The sequence below is a fragment of the Arthrobacter sp. RIT-PI-e genome (assembly GCF_001187915.1).
Classification (GTDB): Bacteria; Actinomycetota; Actinomycetes; order Actinomycetales; family Micrococcaceae; genus Arthrobacter_D.
Genome location: NZ_LGIU01000091.1, coordinates 1 through 26,081 on the forward strand (window position 1 = coordinate 1; position 26,081 = coordinate 26,081).

Sequence of the window (26,081 nt, forward strand, 5' to 3'; positions counted from 1 at the left end):
CCGCGCCCGACTCCACTCGGCCCTGGGCTACACCACGCCAATAGAACACGAGCAATTACTCGCCAGCAATAAAGCTCAGCCGGCATAAGCCGCCTGATCAGCTGTCCACAACTTGCGGGCAACCCCAACGTTGTACTGCTGCGGGGGGTGTGGCGTTGGGGTAGACCCTAACGCAACAGTGCAGAACTGGCTCAATTGCGTTGCGTTAGGGTCCCTTTCTGGGTTTTGCGACACTTCTGTGCGCGGGTCTTGGGATGGTGCAACACACGAGACGAGAAGACGCGTCCGCGCGTTGCCTGGGTTGGCGATGGTCACAGGTGAACGATGCGGGATCCTTACCAGGGGTACATCTGTGTTGTAGACGTAGGTGTGGCAGGGGATGTGCTCGATCGAGTTGTGGGGGGAAGAGTGTCGTGAGAATCAGGAATTGGTTCAGGCGGGTGGTTGATCGGAAACCGGATGAGAGTGCTGAGAAGCATTCGGGTGGTGTCGGAAGTGCTCGTGTGACAGTCTCCCTTGAGGTGGGAGGGGGTCCTTGTGTGGAGGTGGCGGGTACAACGACGTTTGCCAAGCCGGCAGTGGTGGCGTTGGTCGACAGGTATCAATTGCCGGAGCGAGGCTATTTTGAAGCCGGGGCATGGTTACAGCGTGAACCGGAGAACCCTGTCGATGTTGATGCGGTCGCGGTCATCGTCGAGGGTGAGAAGGTCGGCAATCTCCCCTCGTATCGTGCCCGGGCCTTACAGCTTCCACCTCAGGCCAGTACGGAAGTTCGTTACCAGCTCCACGTACTCCAGGGTGAAAAGTGGGCAGCGAAGGCGTTTATCTGGCTGGGGCCAGGAGCCCCGCAGTGGACGTACTCGGCGGATAGCCCTCCTGCGTTGACGAGTAGGCAGCGCACTCTTGCTGCAGCGAAGCAGCAGTCCGAGATGGTCAGGGAAGCGCTTGAAGGCGGAGGTGATCGTGCTCGTCAGTTCCAGCGAGGCATGTATCAGGGTGTTCACTACCTCCAGCTGGTTGAGCCGATCAAACAGCTCAAGCGGGAGGACCGGTTGGAGGAAGCCCTGGCGTTGTGTTACCAAGCGATCAAAGGGGCCGAGCAGGATCGAGGCGGTCGTGAACCTGCCCCTTGGTACACCGAGCAAGCAGCGATCGTGCACCGCAAACTCGGGCAACATCAAGAAGAAATCACTGTGCTCGAACGCTGGCTGAGCATGACGCCACCGGATCGACGCGGAGGTAGCACGATCGCCGAACGTCACCGCAAGTGCGTGGAGAAAAAGGGTCTGCCCAAGGCGGACCACGGTACATAAGCCACCCAGCCCTATGTTGTTCGGGGCGTGTGCAGCACCTGATCAGAGTCCCGGCCAGGATGATGGAGAGCAGAGCTAGAGCCAGGGGAGGCAGCTCTGGAGTACGACGAGTACAACGACGATCTCTTAGCAGCGATCTACGACGGAGATAACCCGGACGGTCGTGACCATGACTACTACCGCGCACTGGTAACACGCCTTAGCGCGACTCGGATCACCGACCTGGGCTGCGGCACGGGCATCCTGACGGTCACACTTGCAGCGCCGGGGAGGACCGTTGCCGGTATCGACCACGCTGCGGCGATGCTCAGGTACGCCTCCTCCAGGCCCGGAGGTGACTCGGTGCAATGGCGCCTGGGTACCTCAACCGTGATCGACGCCGGCGTGAACGATCTGGTCATCATGTCGGGGAACGTGGCGATGCACATCCTCGGCGAGGACTGGCATACGACGTTGCGGGACATCGCCGCCGGGTTGAGGCCAGGAGGCGTGCTGGTTTTCGAGACCCGTAACCCGGCAGCACGGGCCTGGACTGGCTGGAGCGATCCGGGATCGGAGCGGGACACTGTCGTGGGTCGGCTTCGCGAGAGCACGGTCATCATGGGTCCTGACCCCGATGGTGTGGTCACGATGCGGTGCCACAACGAGTTCATCGACGCGGACCATGTCGTGGATGTCGAGCAGCGTCTTCAGTTCCGGAACCTCGAGCAGATCACCGCGGACTTGGAAGGTTCGGGCCTGACAGTCCTGAAGGTACGAAGCGATTGGGACGGGACCGCGTTCACCGGCTCTGCGACGGAGCCGCTGATGATCATCGAAGCACGCTCGACCGCCTGACTCATAGACCGCCACCAGCCCTGCACTCGAGCAGTGCACCCCATCTACAAGGTGTCCATCAAACGACCGATTGTGACAACCAAGAACTCGGGTAAGGAGAAGCCCCCGGTTGTCACGCAGTGCTGCCCTGAGCCATGGCGGTGAATGACGAACGGCATGGACTTCGATGGTGGAGGTGACGCTCCGCCGTCGGACGTCGATCGGGGCCGTGTCCGTGCCGTACCAGTGGATCACCGCTGTGCCGCGACCCGGTCCAGGGCTGTGCCCACGAGCCGGGCGTGTCCCGTCAGCGCTTCGATCAGGATCGCACCGTCGTCCTAGATCCCTTGTGGGCGCGGAGGTATCGGACACTCCTCGGGGAACAGAACCGACCGTACTCGGGCCATGTTCACGATGGGCCGGGGTCGGCGTCGAGCGCCCATAGGATCCGATGAGGGGTGTCTTCCGGACCGGACACAATTCCCGCTTCGGTTTTTGAATGCCGACGATCCTGCCCACGCCCCGCACCTCGCTAGGGTGGATGCGCGGCCACGTACGTACGCCGTCGCACCGATGCGGCGGGACCGGCCCGCCCTCCTGGGGAAGGACCCGCGCATGACCGTCGTCGAACGAGGGCCGGCCTGGCTGCGCCGGGGTGGTGGCATCTTCCTCATGGTGATCGCCGTGGTGCTCGCCCTGGTCGGCGCACTCGGCTCCACCTGGGGCCTGTACCTCGCGTCCCTCGCCTTTTTCACAGGCGCGGTCTGGTGGAGTTTCCTGGCCCGCATCTCGGTGACGGTCGACGACGATCGAATCGAGTTGCGCGGACCCCTCTGGAAGCGGACACTGCACCGGGAGGGCGTGCGGGACGTCGTCGTGGAGGACGACACCGGCATGAACCCCGGGATGATCAACTGGCCCGTCACCCTGCACGAGGGAGGCTCGCTCGTCCGGATGACCATGGGCGGCTCGGCGGCAGTCGGGTTCGTAGGTGATGGTCGCCGTTACCGGGTGGTCCTCGCCGACCGCCCCTCCGCCGAACGACTGGCCGAGGCCATCACCGGGTGAGGACGCCCGTCACCGCCGCCGCCCGAACTCGGTGACGGCGCGCTCGCAGGCCGCCCGCAACTGCTTCGCCGATGCCGCCCAGGAGTAGATGGACGCCTGCCGTGTCCCGGAAGCGGACGCAGCAGCCCAGCGGCCGGGGTCGTCGAGGGCGCGCACCGCGCTCGCCGCGGCACGGGGGTCGTCGGCGTCGACGAACAGCGGGGCGTCCCCGCCGACCTCCCGGAAGATCGGTATGTCACTCGCGATGACGGGTGTCCCGGTAGCCAGGGCCTCGATGACGGGCAGGCCGTAGCCCTCGGCCCTCGAGAGCGTGAGCAGCGCGGTGCACTCGGCCAGCAGGTCCTGGTACTCGGCGTCGGACACCCCGTCGTGGAACACGATCCGCTCCGGGTCCGTGGCCAGGGTGTGCAACTCGGCCCGCCGTCCGGGGGTGATCCTGCTGAGCAGGTGGAGCGTGTGCCCCGGAAGGAACGCCATGGCACGCACCAGCGTCTCCACGTTCTTGTAGGGCATGAACGAGCCCATGTAGAGCAGGGACGGCGAGCGCGGCGCATCAGGGTCCCGGTGGAGGGCCGTGGCCTGCGGTGCGTTGCCCACGAGCAGCACCGGCCGGCGGGTGAGTCGGTGCTGCCGCATGAGCGCCGCGGTGGTGCGGGAGATGGTGACGACGACGTCAGCCTTGTTCAGCAGGAGACGCTGCGGCCAGTACGCCAGATGGTAGAGCCGCCAGAGTGCCCGGACGGGCAGGGGCAGGAAGCCGGGCGGGGTGGGGTTCGAGTAGTAGATGAGATCGTGCAGGGTGAGGACCAGCGGGTACCTGCGTCCCCAGGAGCCCATGGTCTGCAGAGGGCTCACCACCACGTCGGGTGCCAGCCGGTTGAGCCGCCGGGCGATGAACAGTTCCGCGGGGGAGAGGGGACTGCTGACGAGCACGTGCGGCAGGTCCGGCAGGAGTGCCAGCTGGCGGGGGTCGCTGATGAGCAGGACGACGTCGTCGGTCGCGGCCAGAGCCTCGGCGAGGCTCGCCCCGTAGCGGCTGATGCCGTCGTGGTGGTCGGTACGCGTGAAGCGCGCGTCGAAGAGCACCCTCATGCAGGGTGCTCCCGGAGGAACCGCTGCACGAGGAGCGCGGCTTCGCGCGGCTTCTCGTAGTGCACGAGGTGGCCGACGGCGGGGAGGACCTCGAGGGTGGCGTCCGGTAGGGATGCTGCGAGGTGACGTTGGCTCTCCACCGGGCCGATGGGATCCTTCTCCGCCGCGATGAGCAGCACGGGCATCCGGAGCTCGTCCGCGGAGTCGCGGACGGTACCGGTGATGGAGGCGCGGAACGCCTCGAGGACCACGCGCCTGCTCGCGAACGCGCTGAAGTAGGCGGCGTGCTGGGCGTGGATCCAGCGGCGGAGTACGGGGTCCCGGGTTCTCGCCATGAAGACGCTCATGAGGCGGACGATGCCCGGATGGGACAGCAGCGCCCGCCCCGCAGGCTCGGGCAGTCGGTCCGCGGCGACGTAGTAGGCCTCCGCGATCCGCGAGGCCGTACGGCTCGGTCCCTCGAGGGCGGGGGAGCTGATCGGGTTCACCAGGACCAGCACGGGAGCCAGCCGCGGATCCCGTGCCGCGGCCTCGGCGGCGATCACGGACCCGAAGGAATGACCGAGCAGCACCCGGGGCCCGGGGGCGAAGCGGTCCGCGCAGGCGGCGACGAAGCGGGCGTACGCGGCGACGTCGTGCGTTCCCGGCAGCTCCGCACCCTGCCCGAAGCCGGGAAGATCCGGCAGGACCACCCGGTACCCGGGAAGTTCCTCCACCAGGCGCAGCAGCCCGTGGTGGTCCCCACGGAACCCGTGCACCATCACGAGCGTCCGCCGGGGAGGATCCTGGGCGGCCTGCTCGGCGGGGTACTCCCACACGCGCTGGAGCGTGCCCTCCCAGGAGAAGCTGCGGACCACCGCCTCGCGCATCACCCCACCCGGTCCGGGTGCGAGCCGAACCGCTGGTCGCGGTCCAGCGCGTGCAGGGCGGCGAGCTGGGCGTCGTCGAGCTCGACGTCGAACACGGCGAGGTTGCTCGCGATGCGCTCGCGGGAACTGGCCTTCGGGATGGTGAGGACGTCCTGCTGCAGGTGCCAGCGGAGGACCACCTGCGCCGGTGTCCTCCCGAGCTCGTCGGCGATGCCCTGGATCACCGGGTCCTCGAGGACGTGTCCGCGCCCCAGGGGACTCCAGGCCTGGGTGAGGATGCCGTGCCGCTCGTGGAAGGCCCGCAGGTCGCGCTGCTGCAGGTAGGGGTGGAGCTCGACCTGGTTGAGCGCCGGCGGCGTGTCCGTCTCGGCGAGAAGCCGCTCGAGGTGGGGCTGCTGGAAGTTGGAGACGCCGATCGAGCGCACCCGCCCCTCGTCCCGGAGGCGTTCGAGGGCTCGCCACGTGTCCACGTACAGGTCCTTGGCCGCGCAGGGCCAGTGGATGAGGTACAGGTCCAGGTACTCGAGCCCCAGCTGCTCCATCGACGTGTCGAAGGCGCGCAGGGCGGCGTCGTACCCGTGGTCGTCGTTCCACACCTTCGAGGTGACGAAGAGGTCCTCGCGCCGGCCCGTCTCCAGGAACTGCCGTGCGGCCCTACCCACACCGGCCTCGTTCCCGTACAGGGCCGCGGTGTCCAGGAGGCGGTACCCGACGTCGAGTGCCGTGGAGCACAGGGTCGCCGTGTCCTCCGGCGGGACCTTGTAGACGCCGAACCCGACGACGTCGATGCTGGTGCCGTCGGCGAGCGCCCTGCGGGGTACGGAGGAGGTCATGGGGGAGACTCTACCCAGCCGGTGCCCGCGAGCGGCCTCCGCGCCGTTCATGCGCGCATGTCACGGGCGGGAACGAGCCGCTCGGCGCGGTACCGGAGGAGGGGGAGAGCGCCGGCGAGGCACAGGACGCCCGTGACGAGGATCAGCACCCGGAAGTCCACCACGCCGATCAGTGCCGCCGCGATCGTGTTGGCCACCACCTGCGGCACGTTGATGAGCATGCTCGCCGCCGCCGAGGTGCGTCCCTGGAGCGAGGCCGGGGTCTCCTGCTGCCGGAGGGTCACGAAGGCGACGATCAACCAGCTGACGCCGCCCCCCATCAGGCCGGCACCGGTCAGGACCACGGGGAGGGAGGGGACGGCGGCGGCCAGCACGGCCACCGCGAGGAGCGCCACGCTGAGGAGGATGGACCGCCGCAGCCCGATCCTGGCCATGACGGTGGCCGCGGTGACACCGCCGACCACGGACAGGACACCCTGCGTACCGACCAGCACGCTGAGGAACTCCGGCGGCATGCCCAGGCCCTGCTCCACGGTGGCGAAGATGGTGACGTTGAAGATGCCCGTGGCGCCGACGGCGACGCCGAGGGTGATCATGGCGCGCGAGAGCAGCCGGTGCCCGGCGAGGAAGCGGAATCCCGCCGTCGTGCTCTGCCAGAACGATTCCGCCCCGCGACCGGCCCGGGGCATCTCGCTCACGTGCAGCGTCAGCAGGACCAGCGCCGCGACCATGAAGCAGGCGGCGGTGAGGAGCACCACGGACCGCATGCCCGCGAGGGCCAGCAGCGCGGCGCCGACGAGCGGGGAGACGATGCGCAGACCCTGGTCGATGCTGCTGAGCAGGCCGTTGGCCGGGGGGAGAAGGCGGTCGGCGAACAGGTCGCGCAGCAGACCCGACTGCGCCGCCGCGGTCACGTACGCCGTGGTGCCGTAGAGGAAGATCACCATGTAGACCAGCCACAGCTGGTCCGCGGTACGGACGGTGAGCAGGGCGAGGACCACGACGGCGGCGCAGAGGTTGTTGAGGACCAGCACACGACGCCGCGGGAAGCGGTCCGCGAGCTGCCCCGTCAGCGGTGCCAGGAGCGCGGGCAACCCCAGGGCCACGAACACCAGCCCCGCCGCGGCGTCGCTCCCGGTGAGCTGCTTGACCCAGATCGCCGCGGTGAGGAACAGCGCCGAGTCCCCGAAGTTGGAGAACACCCACACCATGCAGAGCCGCCGGAAGGCAGGGACGCGGAGGACGTCGGTGTTGGTGCCCCGGGCATCGGGGTCCTTCACCCGGAGCTCCGCCTCCGTCACCGGATCGTCGTCGTGCCCGGTCCGTGTGCCGCGTGCTGCGGCCCCACGCCGGCTCATGCGGGATCCTCCGAACCGTGGTGCGCGGGCCGGTCGGGGTCGATGTTGAGGATCGAGAGGACCTGGACGGGCAGGGACCCCTCCGGGCGCTGATCCGGGTTCCGCCACCGACCGTCGAAGCGCCGCTGGAGGGCCCAGATGTCCTCGCGCAGCTGGGCGATCTCCTCACGCGTCGCGTAGAAAGTCGAACTCGTGATCGTGGAGAGGTCCGCGTCCTCCACGGGGAGCTGCGGCGCTCGCTGGAGCCAGGACTGGATGCGGTCGAACTGCCGATGCAGGTACAGCCCCGCCATCGCGGACACGGCGTGGACGGAACCCGGCTCGGCGCGGTCGATCATCGCGGACCTGCCCTGCCCCACCGGCCTCCACGGTTTCTCCCGTCCGGGCTGGTCCACCTGCTCGATGTACCCGTGCTTGGCCAGGATGCGGAGATGGTAGGAGCAGCTGGCCACGGACTCCCCGATCCCGGCCGCGCAGACCGTCGCGGTGGCGGGACCCTCGTGGTCCAGGAAGTCGAGGAGTTCCAGGCGGGTGGGATGTGCCAGTGCACGGATGCGTACCGGGTCGCTGACCACCTGTTCATGACCGTTGCCCCGGTAGCCGGTGCCAGCGGGGAGCGCTTCGGGGTCATGCTGGGCGTCGTCGTTCGTCGTCATGAGTACATCTTGTATTCTAAAGAACTCTTTAGCAAGAAGTATTTAGAATAGAACTCAGCGGGTCAGATCCCCACCAGGCGACGTGCGCACCCCTCGTCGAGGATCAGGTCGGTGACGAGACCTGCGGCGAGCGCTCCGCGCAGTCCGTCGATCTTGGACTCACCGGACACCACGCAGATGCGGCGCCTCACCTGTCGGAGATCCTCGAGGTCCGGCCCGGTGCTGCGCTGGTTGAGCGTGATGCCGTGGTGGGAGCCGTCCGCCCGGAAGAACATGGTGGCCACGTCACCGGCCACCTCGTCGCGTTGCAGGCTGTCGAGGTCCTCGCGGTCCAGGTAGCCGCCGCGGTAGACATGGCTGGGGATGTCGGCGCCGATGGAGCCGACGCCGAAGATCGCCATGGTCATGCGGTTCTGCAGGTCGAGGATGCGCCGCACGCTGCGCTCCTCCCACATGGCGGTCTTGGTGGTGGCGTGGTCGAAGAACGCGGGGACGGGGAACTGCTCCACGCGTGCGCCGTAGGCCTGCCCGAAGCTCCGGAGGATCTCGCTCGCGTAGGTGATGCCGGTGGTCTGGGTGTTCCCAGCACCGTTGAGCTGCACGATCGTGCTGTCGTGGGTCTGCTTGCGGGTCAGGTGGTGGCTCACGGCGCTCAGGGTGGACCCCCAGGCGACGCCGATGGTGGCGTTGGACTCCACGAGCGGACCGATCGTGCGGGCGGCCTGGATCGCCACGCGGTCCAGCACCTCGGAGTCGTTGACGGAGTCCGCCACGGGGACCACGTGCGCCTCCACCCCGAACCGGCGCCGGATCTGGTGCGCGAGGGCAGGGGTGCGGTCGGAGGGGTTGTTCACCTGGATCTGCACGAGTCCGGTGCTCCGGGCCATCGACAGCAGCCGGGAGACCGTGGACCGGGAGGTGCGCAGCTCCCGGGCGATCGCCTCCATGGTGAGATCCTGCAGGTAGTACATCTGCGCCGCGCGGAGCGCGTCGCGGGACCGGCCGGGAGCGCCGTGCCCGAGTGCGCGCTGTCCGCCGTTCCGCTCGTCCTCACTCGTCATGAGGACAGTGTGAGCCGCCCGTGCACATATGTGCAATCGGATTGACTGTTATTCCCACCCGGCGAAGACTCTAACTGCGGCGTTGCGCCCACTCCGCGAGGACCGATGGTGCAACCCCACCCCGACATTGACGTTATGGAGTAGCACCGTGAGCAATCCAGCCGACCGGACCACCGGCGAAGGCACATCCACTTCAACCCGCACGGTGGTGCAGAGGCTCAAGGACAAGCCCCGCGCCTCGGTGCTCGTCATCGGAGGCGGCATCAACGGGGTCGGCACCTTCCGCGACCTCGCCCTGCAGGGCGTGGACGTGGCCCTCGTGGAGCGCGGCGACTACTGCCAGGGTGCTTCCGGCGCTTCCTCCCACATGATCCACGGCGGCATCCGCTACCTGGAGAACGGCGAGTTCCGGCTCGTCCGCGAGTCCGTGATCGAGCGCAACGCCCTCATGAAGATCGCGCCCCACTACGTGAAGCCGCTGCAGACCACCATCCCCATCTACACCACCTTCTCGGGGATCCTCTCCGCACCCCTGCGCTTCCTCACGCACCGCCAGGGCAAGCAGGTGGAGCGCGGCGCCGTGCTGATCAAGGCAGGCCTCACCATGTACGACTTCTTCTCGCGTGACGGCGGCAACGTCCCCCGCCACTCGTTCGTGGGGCACAAGAAGGCCCTGGCCGCGATGCCGGACATCCGCAAGGACATCAAGTACGCCGCCACCTACTTCGACGCCTCCGTGCACAACCCCGAGCGTCTCACCCTCGACGTACTGCGTGACGGCGCCGTGGCCAACCCCGAGGCGCGCGCCGCCAACTACGTCAGCGCCGTGGGCACCACGGACGACGGCGTGCTGCTGCGCGACGAACTCACCGGGGAGACCTTCTCCTTCCAGGCCGACGTCATCGTCAACGCCACCGGTGCCTGGACGGACGGCACCAACGAGGTGCTCGGCACCGAGACCCGCTTCATGGGCGGCACCAAGGGCTCCCACATCGTGCTGGACAACCCGGAACTGCTCGAGGCCTGCAACGGGACCGAGATCTTCTTCGAGCACGTGGACGGCCGGATCGTGCTCATCTACCCCATGGGTGACCGCGTGCTCGTGGGCACCACGGACATCGACGTGGACATCCGCGAGCAGGCCGTGTGCACGGACGAGGAGATCGACTACTTCTTCGAGCTGATCGGCCACGTGTTCCCGGACATCGAGGTCACGAACGAGCAGATCGTGTACAGCTTCTCCGGTGTGCGCCCGCTCCCGCGCCACGACGAGACCCAGCCCGGCTTCGTCTCCCGCGACTACCGGATCGAGCACCGCGAGGAGAAGATGGGCGGCCGGTCGGTCACCACCCTCAGCCTGGTGGGCGGCAAGTGGACCACGTTCCGCGCCCTGTCCGAGCACCTCGCGGACGACACCCTCGCCGCGCTCGGCGTACCCCGGAAGACCTCGACGGCCGGACTCGCCATCGGCGGTGGCCAGGACTTCCCGATGGACGACGACGCCGAGCGCGCCTGGATCCGCGACCAGGTACGCCCCGGCGTCGACGCGGCCAGGGTCCAGGTCCTGCTCACCCGGTACGGCACACGCGCCACCGACGTCATCGACTACCTCACCGCCGGCGACGACGCCCTGTTCACCTCCACCGACGAGCTCAGCACCCGTGAGGTCGCCTACATGGTGGAGCACGAGCAGATCGGCCACCTCATCGACGTCCTGGTACGCCGCACCTCGCTCGCCTTCCGCGGCCTCGTGACCAAGGAACTCCTCGCAGAGCTTGCGCAAACCCTCGCGCCGCTGTTGGGTTGGAGCAACACCGAGGCCGCCGGCGAGATCGAGCAGGCCGAGCGGATCCTCGCCGACGCCCACCGGGTCGAGGTCAAGAACCTGGTCGCATAGCGGCGTCCGCCGTTCCGCGATCGAACCGCTGTCCACTCGCAGCGGTGCACCACCAACGGCAGCAGGTGCCGGGGGGAAGAACGGGTGTCGTCGAGGCGGCGGCACCCGTCACAAATGAATAGGAGTCAACGATGTCTCTAGAAGTATTCGTCGCCGAGGCCTTCGGCACGATGCTGCTGATGCTGCTCGGTACCGGCGTGGTCGCCAACGTGGCGCTCGCGAAGACCAAGGGCAACAACGGCGGCACGCTGATGGTCAACTTCGGCTGGGGCCTCGCGGTCTTCGCCGGTGTCTACGTGGCGGCCCTCTCGGGTGCCCACCTGAACTTCGCCGTCACCATGGGTATCTTCTTCAGCGATGCCACCGAGTACGCCGCCGGGGTCGACAAGACCTTCGCCGCCACGATGGGGTACCTCGCGGCGCAGATGATCGGTTCGATCCTCGGTGCCGTGCTCACCTACCTCGCGTACAAGAAGCACTTCGACGCCGAGCCCGATCCCGCTGCCAAGCTCGGGGTGTTCGCCACCGGCCCCGCCATCCGCTCCTACGGGTGGAACCTGGTCACCGAGATCATCGCCACGTTCGTCCTGGTGCTCGTGATCCTCTCCTTCGGCTACACGCCCACCGAGATCGGCCCCCTCGCCGTCGCCCTCCTCGTGGTGGGTATCGGCGCCTCGCTCGGTGGCCCCACCGGGTACGCGATCAACCCGAACCGTGACCTCGGCCCCCGTATCGCCCACGCCCTCCTGCCCATCCGCGGCAAGGGCAGCAGCGACTGGGCGTACGCCTGGGTGCCGGTCGTCGGACCGATCATCGGTGGTTCGCTCGCCGGTCTCGTGGTCCAGCTGATCAGCTTCCCCGTCCCGGCCTAGCACCCGGGGGCCGCACGAGGCCCCACCCGAACATTCACGACGTCATCCGAAGAAGGAGTAAGACATGTCGCAGCAGTACGTCATCGCCATCGACCAGGGCACCACGTCCAGCCGAGCCATTGTGTTCGACCACAAGGGGGACATCGTGTCCTCCGGTCAGAAGGAGCACGAGCAGATCTTCCCGAAGGCCGGCTGGGTGGAGCACGACCCCGCCGAGATCTGGGACAACACCCGCGAGGTCATCGGCACCGCCCTCTCCAAGGCCAACCTGACCCGCCACGACATCGTGGCCGTGGGCATCACGAACCAGCGCGAGACCGCCGTCGTATGGGACAGGACGACCGGCAAGGCCGTGTACAACGCGATCGTCTGGCAGGACACCCGCACGCAGAGCATCGTGAACGAGCTCGCCGAGGACGGTGGCCTGGACCGCTACAAGGAGAAGGTGGGCCTGCCGCTGGCCACCTACTTCTCCGGCACGAAGATCAAGTGGATCCTCGACAACGTCGACGGCGCCCGCGAGAAGGCCGAGGCCGGGGACCTCCTGTTCGGCAACACGGACTCCTGGGTCACCTGGAACCTCACCGGGGGCACCGACGGCGGTGTGCACATCACTGACGTCACCAACGCCTCCCGCACCCTGTTCATGGATCTCGAGACCCTCACCTGGGACGAGGGGATCCTCGCGGACTTCGGTGTCCCGGTGTCGATGATGCCCGAGATCAAGTCCTCCTCCGAGGTGTACGGCGCGGTGCACGGCTCCCAGCTGCTGCGTGAGACCCCGGTGGCCGGGATCCTCGGCGACCAGCAGGCCGCGACCTTCGGTCAGGCCGCGTTCGACAAGGGCGGTGCGAAGAACACCTACGGCACCGGCAACTTCATGATCGTCAACACCGGCGAGGAGATCGTCCACTCCAAGAACGGCCTGCTCACCACGGTGTGCTACCAGCTCGGTGACGCGAAGCCCGTGTACGCACTCGAGGGATCGATCGCCGTCACCGGCTCGCTGATCCAGTGGCTGCGCGACAACCTCGGCATCATCAAGAGCGCGCCCGAGGTGGAGCAGCTCGCCACCACGGTCGAGGACAACGGCGGCGTGTACGTGGTGCCGGCGTTCTCGGGTCTCTTCGCCCCCTACTGGCGCTCGGACGCCCGCGGCGCGATCGTCGGCATGACCCGCTTCGTGAACAAGGGTCACATCGCCCGTGCGGCCCTGGAGGCCACGGCGTTCCAGACCCGCGAGGTCCTGGACGCGGCCAATGCCGACTCCGGGGTCAACATGGAGGATCTCCGGGTGGACGGCGGCATGGTCGCCAACGACGCCCTCATGCAGTTCCAGGCGGATATCCTGGGGATCCCGGTCATCCGACCCAAGGTCACCGAGACCACCGCCCTCGGCGCGGCCTACGCGGCCGGTCTCGCCGTCGGCTTCTGGAAGGACACCGACGAGCTGGCCACCAACTGGGCGGAGGACAAGCGCTGGAACCCCTCCATGGACGAGGAGGAGCGCGAGCGCCAGCTCCGCCTCTGGAAGAAGGCCGTCACCAAGACCTTCGACTGGGTCGACGACGACGTCCGCTAGCACCACCCGGCGTGCAGCGCCCGGACGCCCCCGGTCCACACCAGGACCGGGGGCGTCCCGCGTCCGGGACAGGAGCGGGTCCGCCCTGTGTCCTGGACCGGTGGCGTGTCCGCACTGCTAAGGTGGTGCCATGCTGCGCGTCCTCCTCCTTCCCTAGCCGCACGGTGTGCACCGTGCGGCGGCCCCTCCTGTAGTGAGGGGCTTTTGTGTGTCCGGCACCGGTACCGCCGGAACGGGCACCGAGGAGGGCACCGGGGAGGGCACCCCACCAGCGCAGCAGCACCGAGATCCACCGACAGGACAGGTCACCATACAGTGAGCAGCAATCCCGAGGGCGTCCAGCCGGACGAGAACACCTACGACGTCTCCGCCATCGAGGCGAGGTGGCCGGCGGTCTGGGACGACCTCCAGGCCTTTGCACCGGCCGACGACGGCTCGCGGGAGCGCCGCTACGTCCTCGACATGTTCCCGTACCCCTCGGGCGACCTGCACATGGGCCACGCCGAGGCGTTCGCGATGGGCGACGTCGTGGCGCGCTTCTACCGGCAGCAGGGCTACGACGTCCTGCACCCGATCGGCTGGGACTCGTTCGGTCTGCCCGCGGAGAACGCGGCGATCAAGCGCAATGCGCACCCGGCGGAGTGGACCTACGCGAACATCGACACGCAGGCCACCTCCTTCAAGCGCTACGCCATCAGCGCCGACTGGAGCCGCCGCCTGCACACCTCGGACCCCGGGTACTACCGCTGGACGCAGTGGCTGTTCGTCCGGTTCTTCGACAAGGGTCTGGCGTACCGCCGGAACTCCCCGGTGAACTGGTGCCCTAAGGACCAGACCGTGCTCGCCAACGAGCAGGTGGTCAACGGGGCCTGCGACCGCTGCGGTACCCCCGTGACCAAGAAGAGCCTGAACCAGTGGTACTTCAAGATCACCGACTACGCCGACCGCCTGCTCGAGGACATGGAGCAGCTGAAGGGATCCTGGCCCGAGCGCGTGCTCGCGATGCAGCGCAACTGGATCGGCCGCTCCGAGGGAGCCCACGTCACCTTCCGCATCGAGGCCGACGGCGGGTCCCCGGCGAGCGACGTCACGGTGTTCACCACCCGCCCCGACACCCTGTACGGGGCCACGTTCTTCGTGGTCGCCGCCGATGCCCCCCTGGCCCTGGAGCTCGTCGCTCCGGAGCGCCGCGCGGAGCTCGAGCAGTACCGGGAGCAGGTCAAGGGTCTGTCCGAGATCGAACGGCAGGCCACCGAGCGGGAGAAGACCGGGGTGTTCACCGGCCGCTACGCCGTCAACCCGCTCACCGGGGAGAAGCTGCCCGTCTGGGCCGCCGACTACGTCCTGGCCGACTACGGCACGGGCGCCATCATGGCCGTCCCCGCCCACGACCAGCGCGACCTCGACTTCGCCCGCGCCTTCGACCTGCCCGTGCGCACCGTCGTCGACACCGGGGCCGAGGACGCCGCGGACACCGGTGTCGCCACCACGGGCGAGGGCACCCTGGTCAACTCCGGGGAGCTCTCCGGGCTGGACAAGGCGACCGCCATCGCGCGCGCCGTCGAGCTGATCGAGGAGCAGGGCACCGGCGAGCACACCGTCAACTACCGGCTGCGTGACTGGCTGCTCTCCCGCCAGCGCTTCTGGGGCACGCCCATCCCGATCATCCACTGCCCGTCCTGCGGCGAGGTCCCCGTCCCGGACGACCAGCTGCCCGTGACGCTGCCCGAGGGCCTGCGCGGGGAGGCACTGGCGCCCAAGGGCACCTCGCCCCTGGCCGCCGTCGAGGAGTGGGTCAACGTGCCCTGCCCCTCGTGCGGGGGTGCCGCCGAACGCGACACCGACACCATGGACACCTTCGTGGACTCGTCCTGGTACTACCTGCGCTTCATCGACCCGCAGCTGGACACCATGCCGTTCGACTCCGACGCCGTCAACCGGTGGCTGCCCGTGGGCCAGTACGTGGGCGGCGTGGAGCACGCCATCCTCCACCTGCTCTACAGCAGGTTCTTCACCAAGGTGCTGTTCGACCTCGGGATGGTGGACTTCACCGAACCGTTCGCCGCACTGCTGAACCAGGGGCAGGTGCTCAACGGCGGCAAGGCCATGAGCAAGTCGCTCGGCAACGGCGTGGACCTCGGCGAGCAGCTGGACCGATTCGGTGTGGACGCCGTCCGCCTCACCATGGTCTTCGCCTCCCCGCCCGAGGACGACGTCGACTGGGCGGACGTCTCGCCGTCGGGCTCCGCGAAGTTCCTGGCCCGCGCCTGGCGGCTCGGTGGTGACGTGACCAGCGTCGTCGGCGTCGATGCATCGACGGGTGACCGGGCACTGCGCTCGGTGACGCACCGCACCGTCGCGGAGGCCACGGAGCTGATGGAGGCCAACAAGTTCAACGTGGTGGTCGCGAAGCTCATGGAGCTGGTCAACGTGACGCGCAAGGCGATCGACTCCGGGGTGGGGGGCGCCGACCCCGCCGTCCGCGAGGCCACCGAGGCCGTCGCGGTGCTGCTCAGCCTCTTCGCGCCCTACACGGCAGAGGACCTCTGGTCCCGGCTGGGCAGGCAGGCCACGGTGGCCACCGCGGGGTGGCCGGTCGTGGACCAGAGCCTACTCACCCAGGACACCGTGGTGGCCGTGGTCCAGGTGCAGGGCAAGGTCCGGGACCGGCTGACCGTGGCACCGGACATCACCGAGGACGAGCTGCGCGAGCTCGCCCTGGCCAGCGAGCAGGTGCAGCGGGTGCTGGACGGCCGCGGGATCCGCCCGGTGATCGTACGGGCCCCCAAACTGGTCAACATCGTCCCCGCCTGATGACCACGCGGAGCGATGGGGGCGGCGATCCCGAACGGGTCGCCGTCGTCACCGCTTCGGCCGCGGGCTCCCCCTCCGACTGGCTCGACGCCGGCGGACCTGCGGCCGGTCTGCGCGTGGTGCCGATGCCCGTGCTGGTGGGCGAGGACATCCTCACCGGGGAGCACGACGACGTCATCGCACCCCTCATGGTGGCGCTCGCCGCCGGTGCGGCGGTGCGGACCTCGCGTCCCTCGCCCGGCCAGTTCGACCGCATGTACCGGGGTCTTGCGGAGGAGGGGTACGGCGGGGGGGTCTCCGTGCCCCTCTCGGGCCCCCTCTCGGGGACGGGGGGGGCCGCGCGGCCCGCCGCGTCCCGCGCCCCGCTCCCGGCGGGGGGGATCGACACACGGACGGCCGGGATGGCACAGGGCAGGGCCGCCCGCGCGGCACTGGCCGCCGCGCCCGACGGTCTCCAGGGGGCCGCGGCGGCCGCCGCGATCGCCGCGCGGGGCTCCTCCCTGTTCTTCTACGTGCCGAGCGTCGCGCAGCTGCGGCGCGGCGGGCGGCTCCCGGCCGCCGCCGGCGGGGTCGGGGCCCGCCGCGCCGTCCGGGTGCTCCTGCACGTCCGGGGCGGGCGGCTGGTGCCGCTGGATCGCCTCCGCTCGGTACCCCGGGCCATGCTGCGGCTGCGGGAGTTGGTGGAGGCGGACGGCGCCAGGCGGAACGCCCCGGTCACGCTCACCGTGCACCACTTCGGCAACCCGGAGCAGGCCGCCGAGCTGGCAGGGAGCCTGGCGGGGGTGACGGGGGAGGACCGCGTGGCCCTCGCGCCGTGCCCGGCGGTCCTCGCCGCCCACGCGGGACTCGGGGTGCTCGCGGTGGCGGTCAGCGCGGATCACCGAGGCACACCGGACCGCTGATCGCCGGCCCCGCCCGGGTGCCCACCTCCTCTGCTCCTTCCCGCTGCCCTCCGGCGGATGTCCACATAGCCTCCGGCGGACCGTGGCGGGAGGAGACCCGCGCCTAGCGTGGCGGGCATGGGAAAGCCCCGATGGCCGACGGCGGGTGATGCCACGCCGCTCAGCACCGCGCCGCCTCCGGAACCGGTTTCACCGCCGGACCAGGGCCGACGAGCGCAGGGACGTTCCGGCTCACCGTGGACGTCAGGGGGGCGGGGGACACTGGGGGACGGTCCGCCCGCGGTGTTCCAGGGTGAGGGCGGAGCCGTGCACGACGCCGATGGTCGGGATGCCGGTCGCCCGGACACGGAGATCCGGGTCGATGCGTTCGGTGAGTGGTTCGAGGAGGACCAGCCCAGATCGCGGCCACCCGTGCAGTGGCGGGTCGCAAGGTCTGCGGCTCTCGTCTTCCTCGGCGTCGCCCTGGCGGTCGGCGCTGCCCTGTTCCTCGTCCGCAGCTCCGAGCCGTCGGCGGCCGCCGTGTCCGTGCAGCTGGACACCGAGGTCCCGGGACCTGCCTCGCCCGACGGTAGCCAGGAGAGCCAGGAGAGCCGGGGGGACGGGTCACCCGGGCCGGGGGAGGGCCCCGGGGACCTGCCCGGTGCGACCGCCCCGGGCGCCGCAGTGGGCCGGGCGATCGACGGTACGGGTGGAGCGACAGCTCCCTCGGGGGCCGTCGCGCCGACGGGTTCCGGGGGTACGGGCCAGCTGTCGGTCTTCTACGTCACCGGAGCGGTGGCCTCGCCCGGGGTGGTGACCGCCCCACCCGGTACGCGGTTGTTCGAGCTCATCGAGCAGGTGGGTGGTCCCACGCCCGACGCCGACCTCGAGGGGATCAACCTCGCGGCCACACCCGCGGACGGCGCACACATCCACCTCCTCGCCGTCGGGGAGGAACCGCGGGCAGGGTCGACGACCGCACCGGAGGGAGCCGGCACCGCCTCCGGGAATCCGGTGGGTGATCCGGCAGGGGCGTCAGTCGGTGCCCCCGCCGGCGCTACCGGTGCCTCTGCGGGTGAACCACCGGTGGTCACCGGTGGCACCGCGGGACTCGTCGACCTCAATGCCGCAACCCTCGCGGAGTTGCAGACCCTGCCCCGTATCGGCCCCGTGCTCGGCCAGCGGATCCTGGACTGGCGGGCGCAGAACGGGCCCTTCACCCAGCCGGCGGACCTCGACGCCGTACCCGGCATCGGCCCGGCGATGCTCGAGGGGATCCTCCCGCTCGTCGTCGTCCGATGAGCGGCGGTGGTCCGCGGAAGCGGCCCGGCTCCCGGCGGGCAGTACCTCCCTCCGGTGCGGGCGCCGGACCGGACGAGGGGCCGAGCGAGGCGGACCCGCTGTGGCAGGGCGACCTGCGCCTGCTCCCCTCCGCGGTCGTCGCCTGGGCCGCGGCCGCCTGGGCCATCCGGGTCGACGCGACGGACGCCACGGGTGCAGGTCTGGTCGCCGTTGCGGTCGCCGTCGTCCTCGCCTCCTGGGTGATCCTCCGGAGGCGGTCCGGGCGACGCCGGGCTGTGATCCCGGTGCAGGCCCTCGCCCCCGCCGCGACCCTCGCGCTGGTGCTCCTGGCCGCCGGAGGGAGTCTGGTTCGCGCGGAGTCGGGACCGGTGGGGGACGCGGTGACCTCCGGGTCCTCCTTCACCGCCGTGCTCCGCATCTCGGGGGAGCCGAGATCCCTCGGCCCGGGCGCCTTCGGTGGCGGTGACCGGATCCTGCTGGACGCCGAGGTCATCGGGGGCGTGCTGCAGGGGACGGAGTTCGTCGCCGAGACCCCCGTGGCGGTCCTCGCGGGCGATGCATGGTCCGAGGTGGCGATGGGCGACACCGTCACGGTGCTCGGGAGTGCCGAGCCGCCGGACCGCGTGGGGAGGGCCAGGGCGCTCTTCCTCCCGGCCACCGAACCGGTGATCGAGCAGGCGGAAGGCTGGCTCGCCTCCACCGACGCCCTGAGATCGGCGTTCAGGGACCACTCCCGCCACGACGACCGCGACGGCGGGCTCCTCCCGGGGATGGCCCTCGGGGACCGGACAGGGTTGGATCCCGACCTCGAGGAGAACATGAAGACCACCGGACTCACCCACCTCACCGCGGTGAGCGGGGCCAACTGCTCCTACGTGATCGCGTTCGCCTTCCTCGGCCTGCGTCTTGTACGGTGCCCCCGGTTTCCCGCGGCGGTGGGAGCGGTGCTAGCCCTCGTGGGCTTCGTCCTGCTCGTCCGGCCGGAACCGAGCGTCCTCCGCGCGGCGGTCATGGGTGCCATCGGGGTCGCGGCCGTCCTCTCCGGCCGCGGCAAGGTCTCCCTGACGCTGCTCCTGCTGTCGATCATCGTGCTGCTCGCCTTCGACCCCTGGCTCTCCCTGTCCTTCGCCTTCATGCTCTCGGTGGCCGCCACCCTCGGCCTGGTGACGGCGGGGCCCCTGGTGGTGGCGTCCCTGAGCGCCGTGCTGCCGCAGTTCGTCGCCCAGGTGCTCGCCATCCCCCTGACGGCGCAGCTGTTCTGCACCCCGATCCTCGTGGTCCTCCAGCCGTCCCTGCCGGTCTACTCCCTGCCCGCCAACATCCTCGCATCCCCCGTGGTCCCCGCCATCACACTGCTCGGTATGCTGGCCGTCCTGGCCCTGATCGCGGCCCCGGTCCTCGTCCAGCCGCTGGTCGGCACCGCACAACTCGGGACCCGGTGGGTCGCGAACACCGCCGACATGCTCGCCGCGGCACCGGCGGCGTCGCTGCCCTGGATCGCAGGACCTCCGGGCGTGATCGTCTCCTTCCTCTCCTGCGCCCTCGTGCTCACCCTGATCGTGTACCGCGAACGCCTCGTCGCCCAGGTGGCTGCCCGGAGGGGAGCGCTCGCGGTGGCGCCGTCCCCGCCAGGAACGCGCACCCCGCCACCGGGACGGGTCGCCGGGGTCGATCCCCGACGCAGGCGTCGCCTGGTGATCGGCCTCGTGCTGCTGCCCGGCGTCCTCACCGGCAGCATCATCCTGGTCCGTGCCCACCTCCCACCGGCACACGCCTGGTTCATGACCGTCTGCGACGTGGGGCAGGGCGACGGACTGGTGATCAGCTCGGCGCCGGGCCACGCCCTCGTGGTCGACGCCGGCCCCGATCCGGATGCCATGGACGGCTGCCTGGACCGCCTCGGCGTGGAGGTCCTGGACGCGCTGGTCATCACGCACCTCCACGACGACCACTACGGCGGTGTCGAGGGCGCCCTGCGCGGACGGACCGTCTCGGCCCTCTACTACTCCACCGGAGAGGCGGTCCTCCCGCCGGAGCTCACCGAGGCGGCGGAAGCCGCCGGGGCGGAGCCCCGGCTCCTCGACGAGGACACGTCCCTGGTGGTGCCCCCACTGGTCGTGGACGTCCTCTGGCCACCGGCCGGACCCGCCGACGGCGAGGAGAACAACGCGAGCGCCGTCCTCCGCGTCTCCGTCCCCACCCCGGAACGCACCCTCACGGTCCTCCTGACCGGTGACCTCGAAGAGGAGGCCGCCGCGAGGATGCTGCGCGCCGAACCCTCCCTGGCCACCGACGGGGTGGACATCCTCAAGGTGGCACACCACGGTGCTCAGAACGGTGGCACGGAACTGATCGGTGCCGTGCAGCCGGACCTCGCCCTGATCTCGCTCGGCCGGGACAACGACTACGGCCACCCGCACGCCACGATCATCGAGGCACTGGACCGCGCCGGGATCGCCACGGCCCGCACCGACCAGCTCGGCTCCTTCACCCTGGAGTTCACAGCGGGCACCCTCGAGGTCAGGGAACTACCGTGATGCCCTACCCGCGGGGACCGGCAGCACCGTCGCGACGATCGCGGGCAGGGGCGGACGCCGGTGACGGACATGGCACAGTAGGGGGAGACCGACCGAAAGGGAACATACGTCCGTGGCAACGAAACCATCCAGTGGTCGCAGCACTGCACCGTCCCAGCAGGTTTCCTGGAGGGACGCACGCCCCGCACCCCTGGTCCTGCTCTCCGGCCCGGAGGACTACCTCGCCTCGCAGGCCGCGGAGTCCATCCGCGCCCAGGTCCGCAGCGCCCAGCCCGGAGCGGAACTGGTGCAGCTCGACGCCGGGACCTACGAGGCCGGCACGCTGCTCATGCAGGCCAGCCCCTCGCTCTTCGGGGACTGGAAGATCATCGAGGTCTCCAATCTCGCCCAGATGAACGACGCCTTCCTCGTCGACGCGCTCGCCTACCTCACCGAGGTGGCCCCCGACGTCGTCCTGGTGATGCGGCACGGCGGCGGCAACCGGGGCAAGAAGCTGCTCGACGCACTCAAGGCGGCGAAGGCCACCGTGGTGGACTGCCAACCCCTCAAGAAGGACGCGGACAAGGCGGACTTCGTGACCACCGAGTTCAAGGCGGCACGGCGCAGGATCGACCCCGACGCGCTGCGCGCCCTGGTGGCCTCGGTGGGGTCCAAGCTCCCCGAGCTCGCGGCGGCGTGCAGGCAACTGATCAGCGACACCGCCGGGGACGTCGGCATCGAGACCGTCGAGAAGTACTACGGCGGACGCGTGGAGGCCACTGGGTTCAAGGTGGCCGACGCCGCGCTCGCGGGGCGCACCGCGAGCGCGCTGTCGATGCTGCGCCACGCCCTGGCCTCCGGTGAGGACCCTGTGCCGATCGTCGCCGCCCTGGCCATGAAGGTGCGTGCCGTGGCGAAGGTCCACGGCACGAGGGGATCCTCGGGTCAGCTGGCCAAGGAGTTCGGGATGGCGCCCTGGCAGGTGGATCAGGCCCGGAGGGAGGCGCAGCGCTTCAGCTCCGCCGGTCTCGCCCGATGCATCCGCGCGCTCGCCGAGGCCGACGCGCAGGTGAAGGGCGCATCCCGTGATCCGGTCTACGCCGTGGAGCGTGCGGTGACCGTCATCGCGCTCGGGGACGACTGACCCGCGAAGCAGTTCGAGACCAACCCGGAGAAACTCGGAGGAGCGATCGGCCGGACACGGCCGGTGCTCCCGACCGGCTCAGGAATCCTGCTCCGCCAGCTTCAGGACCGAGGCAGGTGTCTCACGGCCGAGGCGACGATCGAGCACCACGCGGAGCTTGGCCTTCTCGATCGTGATCTCGCGTTCGGCCGGGGTCGATCTGCGGAGGGAGGTCCTGCCGAGACCCCTGAAGCCGGGACGTCCGCCGGTGCGGATCCGTGCTGCGTCACTCATCGTCCGCCTTCTTTCCGATTACCGTGCCTCAATTGTCTGCCCACATCGACGAGCCGTCCAGCGCTCCACCTCCCGCGGTCGGGCGCCACCTCCGGGTCGTCGGTCCAGACGGCGTCCAGGACGGCGAGTTCCTCGGCGGTGGCCAGGTTGCTCTCGGCCAGGATCCGCAGCGCCCCGATCCCCGCCTTCCGCCGCGCGACGTCGTCCGAGAACGCGGCGTCCAGTGCCCACTGGGTCCTCCGCCACCACTCGGACCGGTCATCGGCCGCGTGTCGCTGTGCCAGTGCCCTCCCGTCGGCGAGGGATCGCTGCCAGAGGGCGAGGAGGGCGACGAAGGCCACCACGAAGGGTGCGAACGAGACCCAGGGATCCCACCACGCGGCATCGGAGACGATGTCGACGACAACCGGGGCCGGGGGCTGCGTGGCGTTCGCGATGACCATGCCGTCAGCCTATCCGCGGCGTCCGTCCCGCCCGCCCGGACCGGGGTCACCGGGGTGTATCGAACGACGAAGGGCCGGCTCCTTGCGGAACCGGCCCTTCGTCCATGCTCTTCGGCTCAGAGCGCGTTGACCTTCTTGGAGATCGCAGACTTGTGGTTGGCTGCGTTGTTCTTGTGCAGCACACCCTTGCTGACGGCCTTGTCGAGCTTGCGGCTCGCGGCCTGCAACGCGGTGGTGGCAGCGTCCTTGTCCGCACTCGTCACGGCCGTGTTCACGGCGCGGATGGCGGTCTTGAGCTCGGACTTCACCGAGTTGTTGCGCTGCCTCGCCTTCTCGTTGGTGAGGATGCGCTTCTTCTGGGACTTGATATTTGCCACGTATGAGAACTTTCTTTGTAATGCGGACTGGTCGTGAGGGTATTTCGGCCGACCAGAGACTGAGCGGCGTGGGGATACCGTATGGCGATCGGCCGAAGTGCCCGAAGACCTGCGCGGACACACAGCTGTAGAGCCTACCAGAAACCATCCTCGGGCCGCCGTCGCGCAGCGTGTTCGCACAGTGTGTTCCGGATCGGCCGGTGCCTCCCGGACCGGAGCCCGGGAGGGGATACCGCCAGGACGGCCTCCAGGGACTCAGTCGAGAGGGATTCAGTCGAGGAGATGGGCGGGGACGCGCGTGACGACGTCGTCGAAGCGGTCACGGGGGAGCACGGCACCTTCGCGTCGGATCGCGGCGGGGTCCAGGCGCAGCAGGCGGTCCACCTTGACCTCGCTGGGGCGGCCCCGTGTGTCCCATGAGCCGGTACCGATGTCCACGTAGCGATCGTCCCGCTCCCGGGCGTTGTTCCTGTCCCTGCTGGTCAGCATGAGGCCGAGGAGCTGCGATCCCTCCCGCCCCACGAGCAGGACGGGCCGGTCCTTGCCCTGGTGCGGATCGTCCTCGTAGGGGACCCACGTCCACACGATCTCCCCGGGGTCGGGGCGGCCGTCCGCGGAGGGGGAGTACTCGAACACCACGCCTCCGGAGGCGGTGCGCCGTGGTGCGGTGGTGCGCGCCCGGGCGGTCCCGGACGGCGACGGCGTCGTCGCCCGCGTCCCCCGACGTCGTCCACCGGAGCCCGGGGTGTCCGTGCGTGTCGGGGCGGACGAGCTCACCGAACGGGCCACCCGGAGAGCGAGGGACAGGAGGGAACGCGCATCGAACGGCATGACGGAAGCCTAGCCAGGCTCGCACCTGCAGGGCCAGGGGCGGGTGCCCGTCACCGCCCGGGTCCGCGCGATTGCCGGAGCCGCGCGGCTCCGTGGGACACTGTGAGGTAGGCGAATCGGCTCCGGCCGGCGCGGGACGCCGACGGCGGACCCGGGATGCCGGTGCTCGGGCCCGGCCCCTGTTCGGCTCAAGCCCTGTCCAGCAACAGTGAGGAACCCACGTGTCACCCATGGCCCGCACCGCCCCGGTGCCCGCCGCCACCGATCCGGCGATCATCAGGAACTTCTGCATCATCGCCCACATCGATCACGGGAAGTCCACGCTGGCGGACCGTATGCTCCAGCTGACCGGGGTGGTGGAGCAGCGGGACATGAAGGCGCAGTACCTGGACCGCATGGACATCGAGCGCGAGCGCGGCATCACCATCAAGTCACAGGCTGTCCGGCTGCCCTGGGAGCTGGACGGCACCGCGTACGCCCTCAACATGATCGACACCCCCGGGCACGTGGACTTCACCTACGAGGTCTCGCGATCCCTCGCCGCCTGCGAGGGAGCCATCCTCCTCGTGGACGCGGCGCAGGGCATCGAGGCGCAGACCCTGGCGAACCTGTACCTGGCGATGGAGAACAACCTCACCATCATCCCGGTGCTGAACAAGATCGACCTGCCCGCGGCGCAGCCGGAGAAGTACGCGGCGGAGCTCGCGAACCTGATCGGCGGGGAGCCCGAGGACGTCCTGCTCGTCTCCGGCAAGACCGGCGCCGGTGTGGAGGCGCTGCTGGACAAGATCGTCCGCGAGCTCCCCGCACCCACCGGGGACCCGGACGCCCCGGCGCGGGCCATGATCTTCGACTCCGTCTACGACACCTACCGCGGCGTGGTCACCTACGTGCGCGTGGTCGACGGGACACTGAGCCCGCGCGAGCGCATCCAGATGATGTCCACGCGCGCCAGCCACGAGCTGCTCGAGATCGGCGTCAGCTCCCCGGAGCCGAAGCCCTCCAAGGGCCTCGGCGTGGGCGAGGTGGGGTACCTCATCACGGGTGTGAAGGACGTCCGGCAGTCCAAGGTGGGTGACACCGTCACGAATCTGCAGAAGCCTGCCGCCGAGTCCCTGGGCGGGTACCAGGACCCGAAGCCCATGGTGTTCTCGGGGCTGTACCCGCTGGATGGCACCGACTACCCGGTGCTGCGCGACGCCCTGGCGAAGTTCACCCTGAACGACGCCGCCCTGGTGTACGAACCGGAGACCTCCGCCGCGCTGGGCTTCGGGTTCCGCGTCGGCTTCCTCGGTCTGCTGCACCTGGAGATCACCCGTGAGCGCCTCGAGCGCGAGTACAACCTGGACCTGATCTCCACCGCACCCAACGTGGAGTACGACGTCACGCTCGAGGACAGGACGGAGATCAAGGTCACCAACCCGAGCGAGTACCCGGTGGGCAAGATCTCCGAGGTGCGCGAGCCGATGGTGTCCGCCACCATCCTCGCGCCGTCGGAGTTCGTGGGCGCCATCATGGAGCTGTGCCAGCAGCGCCGCGGTGTGCTCGGCGGCATGGACTACCTGTCCGAGGACCGCGTGGAGATCCGCTACCGGCTACCGCTGGCGGAGATCGTCTTCGACTTCTTCGACCTCCTGAAGTCGAAGACCCGCGGCTACGGGTCCCTGGACTGGAAGGCCGACGGCGACCAGGTGGCGGACCTCGTGAAGGTGGACATCCTCCTCCAGGGCGACCAGGTGGACGCCTTCAGTGCCATCACCCACCGCGACAAGGCGTACGCGTACGGCGTCATGATGACGGGCAAGCTGCGCGAGCTGATCCCGCGCCAGCAGTTCGAGGTGCCCATCCAGGCCGCCATCGGCGCCCGGATCATCGCCCGGGAGAGCATCCGTGCCATCCGGAAGGACGTGCTCGCCAAGTGCTACGGCGGTGACATCACCCGTAAGCGGAAGCTGCTGGAGAAGCAGAAGGAGGGCAAGAAGCGCATGAAGATGGTGGGCCGCGTGGAGGTCCCGCAGGAAGCCTTCATCGCCGCCCTCTCCTCGGACGAGTCGAAGGACAAGCCCAAGAAGTGACGCAGCAC

22 protein-coding genes are annotated in these 26,081 nt (G+C 69.5%); 12 read left to right on the forward strand and 10 right to left on the reverse strand.

Annotated features, from left to right (window positions below):
• Positions 1 to 539 precede the first annotated feature (539 nt).
• The 3 genes from AC792_RS17080 (at position 540) to AC792_RS13035 (ending at position 3,197) form a co-directional block, all read left to right on the forward strand.
• Positions 540 to 1,313: a hypothetical protein gene (locus tag AC792_RS17080; protein ID WP_152916220.1), complete on the forward strand. Its 774-nt coding sequence runs from the start codon at positions 540 to 542 to the stop codon at positions 1,311 to 1,313.
• A gap of 186 nt (positions 1,314 to 1,499) precedes the next feature.
• Positions 1,500 to 2,150, forward strand: a complete 651-nt coding sequence (locus AC792_RS13030) for a class I SAM-dependent methyltransferase (RefSeq protein ID WP_268753386.1) — start codon at positions 1,500 to 1,502, stop codon at positions 2,148 to 2,150.
• Positions 2,151 to 2,744: 594 nt separating this feature from the next.
• Positions 2,745 to 3,197 carry a hypothetical protein gene (locus tag AC792_RS13035; protein WP_049830936.1) on the forward strand — a complete coding sequence of 151 codons (453 nt, stop codon included), beginning with the start codon at positions 2,745 to 2,747 and terminating at the stop codon, positions 3,195 to 3,197.
• A gap of 9 nt (positions 3,198 to 3,206) precedes the next feature.
• On the opposite strand, the gene AC792_RS13040 is transcribed toward AC792_RS13035, so the two are convergent.
• From AC792_RS13040 to AC792_RS13065, 6 genes are all read right to left on the reverse strand, one after another.
• Entirely contained in the window at positions 3,207 to 4,289 is a 1,083-nt protein-coding gene (locus AC792_RS13040) for a glycosyltransferase family 4 protein (protein ID WP_049830937.1), read from the reverse strand.
• Entirely contained in the window at positions 4,286 to 5,158 is an 873-nt protein-coding gene (locus AC792_RS13045) for an alpha/beta fold hydrolase (RefSeq protein WP_049830938.1), read from the reverse strand. Before AC792_RS13045 ends, AC792_RS13040 begins: the two co-directional genes overlap by 4 nt.
• Complete coding sequence (locus AC792_RS13050) at positions 5,158 to 5,991, reverse strand: aldo/keto reductase (RefSeq protein WP_049830939.1); 834 nt, start codon at positions 5,989 to 5,991, stop codon at positions 5,158 to 5,160. Before AC792_RS13050 ends, AC792_RS13045 begins: the two co-directional genes overlap by 1 nt.
• Before the next feature lie 47 nt (positions 5,992 to 6,038).
• A complete protein-coding gene (locus AC792_RS13055; RefSeq protein ID WP_049830940.1) occupies positions 6,039 to 7,349 on the reverse strand; it encodes an MFS transporter in 1,311 nt (436 codons plus the stop codon).
• Positions 7,346 to 8,005 carry a winged helix-turn-helix domain-containing protein gene (locus AC792_RS13060; RefSeq protein ID WP_049830941.1) on the reverse strand — a complete coding sequence of 220 codons (660 nt, stop codon included), beginning with the start codon at positions 8,003 to 8,005 and terminating at the stop codon, positions 7,346 to 7,348. The genes AC792_RS13055 and AC792_RS13060 overlap by 4 nt, the downstream gene beginning before the upstream one ends.
• Before the next feature lie 62 nt (positions 8,006 to 8,067).
• Positions 8,068 to 9,066, reverse strand: coding sequence for a sugar-binding transcriptional regulator (locus AC792_RS13065; protein WP_082177737.1), 999 nt, complete (start codon positions 9,064 to 9,066; stop codon positions 8,068 to 8,070).
• Between the two features lie 148 nt (positions 9,067 to 9,214).
• Here AC792_RS13065 and AC792_RS13070 point away from each other — a divergent pair, with 148 nt between their 5' ends.
• The 8 genes from AC792_RS13070 to holA all read left to right on the forward strand — a co-directional run bounded on the left by AC792_RS13070 (position 9,215) and on the right by holA (position 22,074).
• The gene (locus AC792_RS13070; protein ID WP_049830942.1) at positions 9,215 to 10,963 is read left to right on the forward strand and encodes a glycerol-3-phosphate dehydrogenase/oxidase; all 1,749 of its coding nucleotides are present in this window, start codon (positions 9,215 to 9,217) and stop codon (positions 10,961 to 10,963) included.
• A 131-nt stretch (positions 10,964 to 11,094) separates the two neighbouring features.
• Positions 11,095 to 11,835 carry an MIP/aquaporin family protein gene (locus AC792_RS13075; protein ID WP_049830943.1) on the forward strand — a complete coding sequence of 247 codons (741 nt, stop codon included), beginning with the start codon at positions 11,095 to 11,097 and terminating at the stop codon, positions 11,833 to 11,835.
• Between the two features lie 64 nt (positions 11,836 to 11,899).
• Positions 11,900 to 13,417: a glycerol kinase GlpK gene (gene glpK / locus AC792_RS13080; RefSeq protein ID WP_049830944.1), complete on the forward strand. Its 1,518-nt coding sequence runs from the start codon at positions 11,900 to 11,902 to the stop codon at positions 13,415 to 13,417.
• A 315-nt stretch (positions 13,418 to 13,732) separates the two neighbouring features.
• A complete protein-coding gene (gene leuS / locus AC792_RS13085; protein WP_049830945.1) occupies positions 13,733 to 16,231 on the forward strand; it encodes a leucine--tRNA ligase in 2,499 nt (832 codons plus the stop codon).
• Positions 16,231 to 17,133, forward strand: coding sequence for a DegV family protein (locus AC792_RS13090; RefSeq protein ID WP_049830946.1), 903 nt, complete (start codon positions 16,231 to 16,233; stop codon positions 17,131 to 17,133). Before leuS ends, AC792_RS13090 begins: the two co-directional genes overlap by 1 nt.
• A 282-nt stretch (positions 17,134 to 17,415) precedes the next feature.
• Complete coding sequence (locus AC792_RS13095; RefSeq protein WP_049830947.1) at positions 17,416 to 18,414, forward strand: ComEA family DNA-binding protein; 999 nt, start codon at positions 17,416 to 17,418, stop codon at positions 18,412 to 18,414.
• Complete coding sequence (locus AC792_RS13100; protein WP_049830948.1) at positions 18,411 to 20,951, forward strand: ComEC/Rec2 family competence protein; 2,541 nt, start codon at positions 18,411 to 18,413, stop codon at positions 20,949 to 20,951. Before AC792_RS13095 ends, AC792_RS13100 begins: the two co-directional genes overlap by 4 nt.
• 112 nt (positions 20,952 to 21,063) lie before the next feature.
• Positions 21,064 to 22,074 (forward strand): DNA polymerase III subunit delta, encoded by a 1,011-nt coding sequence (gene holA / locus AC792_RS13105; protein ID WP_049830949.1) that lies wholly within the window; start codon positions 21,064 to 21,066, stop codon positions 22,072 to 22,074.
• A 78-nt stretch (positions 22,075 to 22,152) separates the two neighbouring features.
• On the opposite strand, the gene AC792_RS13110 is transcribed toward holA, so the two are convergent.
• The 4 genes from AC792_RS13110 to AC792_RS13125 form a co-directional block, all read right to left on the reverse strand.
• Positions 22,153 to 22,347 carry a hypothetical protein gene (locus tag AC792_RS13110; protein WP_049830950.1) on the reverse strand — a complete coding sequence of 65 codons (195 nt, stop codon included), beginning with the start codon at positions 22,345 to 22,347 and terminating at the stop codon, positions 22,153 to 22,155.
• Positions 22,344 to 22,790 carry a hypothetical protein gene (locus tag AC792_RS13115; protein WP_049830951.1) on the reverse strand — a complete coding sequence of 149 codons (447 nt, stop codon included), beginning with the start codon at positions 22,788 to 22,790 and terminating at the stop codon, positions 22,344 to 22,346. Before AC792_RS13115 ends, AC792_RS13110 begins: the two co-directional genes overlap by 4 nt.
• A 116-nt stretch (positions 22,791 to 22,906) precedes the next feature.
• Entirely contained in the window at positions 22,907 to 23,167 is a 261-nt protein-coding gene (gene rpsT, locus AC792_RS13120) for a 30S ribosomal protein S20 (protein ID WP_049830952.1), read from the reverse strand.
• A gap of 270 nt (positions 23,168 to 23,437) precedes the next feature.
• Complete coding sequence (locus AC792_RS13125; RefSeq protein ID WP_049830953.1) at positions 23,438 to 23,998, reverse strand: type II toxin-antitoxin system PemK/MazF family toxin; 561 nt, start codon at positions 23,996 to 23,998, stop codon at positions 23,438 to 23,440.
• 221 nt (positions 23,999 to 24,219) lie between these two features.
• On the opposite strand from AC792_RS13125, the gene lepA reads away from it, so the two are divergent.
• A complete protein-coding gene (gene lepA / locus AC792_RS13130) occupies positions 24,220 to 26,073 on the forward strand; it encodes a translation elongation factor 4 (protein ID WP_049830954.1) in 1,854 nt (617 codons plus the stop codon).
• Positions 26,074 to 26,081 lie beyond the last annotated feature (8 nt).

Coding starts and splice junctions, on each gene's coding strand:
- AC792_RS13090 (WP_049830946.1), top strand. CDS start 16,231: ATGACCACGCGGAGCGATGGGGGCGGCGATCCCGAACGGGTCGCCGTC.
- AC792_RS13040 (WP_049830937.1), bottom strand. CDS start 4,289: ATGAGGGTGCTCTTCGACGCGCGCTTCACGCGTACCGACCACCACGAC.
- AC792_RS13060 (WP_049830941.1), bottom strand. CDS start 8,005: ATGACGACGAACGACGACGCCCAGCATGACCCCGAAGCGCTCCCCGCT.
- AC792_RS13115 (WP_049830951.1), bottom strand. CDS start 22,790: ATGGTCATCGCGAACGCCACGCAGCCCCCGGCCCCGGTTGTCGTCGAC.
- glpK (WP_049830944.1), top strand. CDS start 11,900: ATGTCGCAGCAGTACGTCATCGCCATCGACCAGGGCACCACGTCCAGC.
- AC792_RS13100 (WP_049830948.1), top strand. CDS start 18,411: ATGAGCGGCGGTGGTCCGCGGAAGCGGCCCGGCTCCCGGCGGGCAGTA.
- AC792_RS13035 (WP_049830936.1), top strand. CDS start 2,745: ATGACCGTCGTCGAACGAGGGCCGGCCTGGCTGCGCCGGGGTGGTGGC.
- AC792_RS13125 (WP_049830953.1), bottom strand. CDS start 23,998: ATGCCGTTCGATGCGCGTTCCCTCCTGTCCCTCGCTCTCCGGGTGGCC.
- AC792_RS13065 (WP_082177737.1), bottom strand. CDS start 9,066: ATGACGAGTGAGGACGAGCGGAACGGCGGACAGCGCGCACTCGGGCAC.
- AC792_RS13050 (WP_049830939.1), bottom strand. CDS start 5,991: ATGACCTCCTCCGTACCCCGCAGGGCGCTCGCCGACGGCACCAGCATC.
- AC792_RS13075 (WP_049830943.1), top strand. CDS start 11,095: ATGTCTCTAGAAGTATTCGTCGCCGAGGCCTTCGGCACGATGCTGCTG.
- AC792_RS13110 (WP_049830950.1), bottom strand. CDS start 22,347: ATGAGTGACGCAGCACGGATCCGCACCGGCGGACGTCCCGGCTTCAGG.
- AC792_RS13055 (WP_049830940.1), bottom strand. CDS start 7,349: ATGAGCCGGCGTGGGGCCGCAGCACGCGGCACACGGACCGGGCACGAC.
- AC792_RS13045 (WP_049830938.1), bottom strand. CDS start 5,158: ATGCGCGAGGCGGTGGTCCGCAGCTTCTCCTGGGAGGGCACGCTCCAG.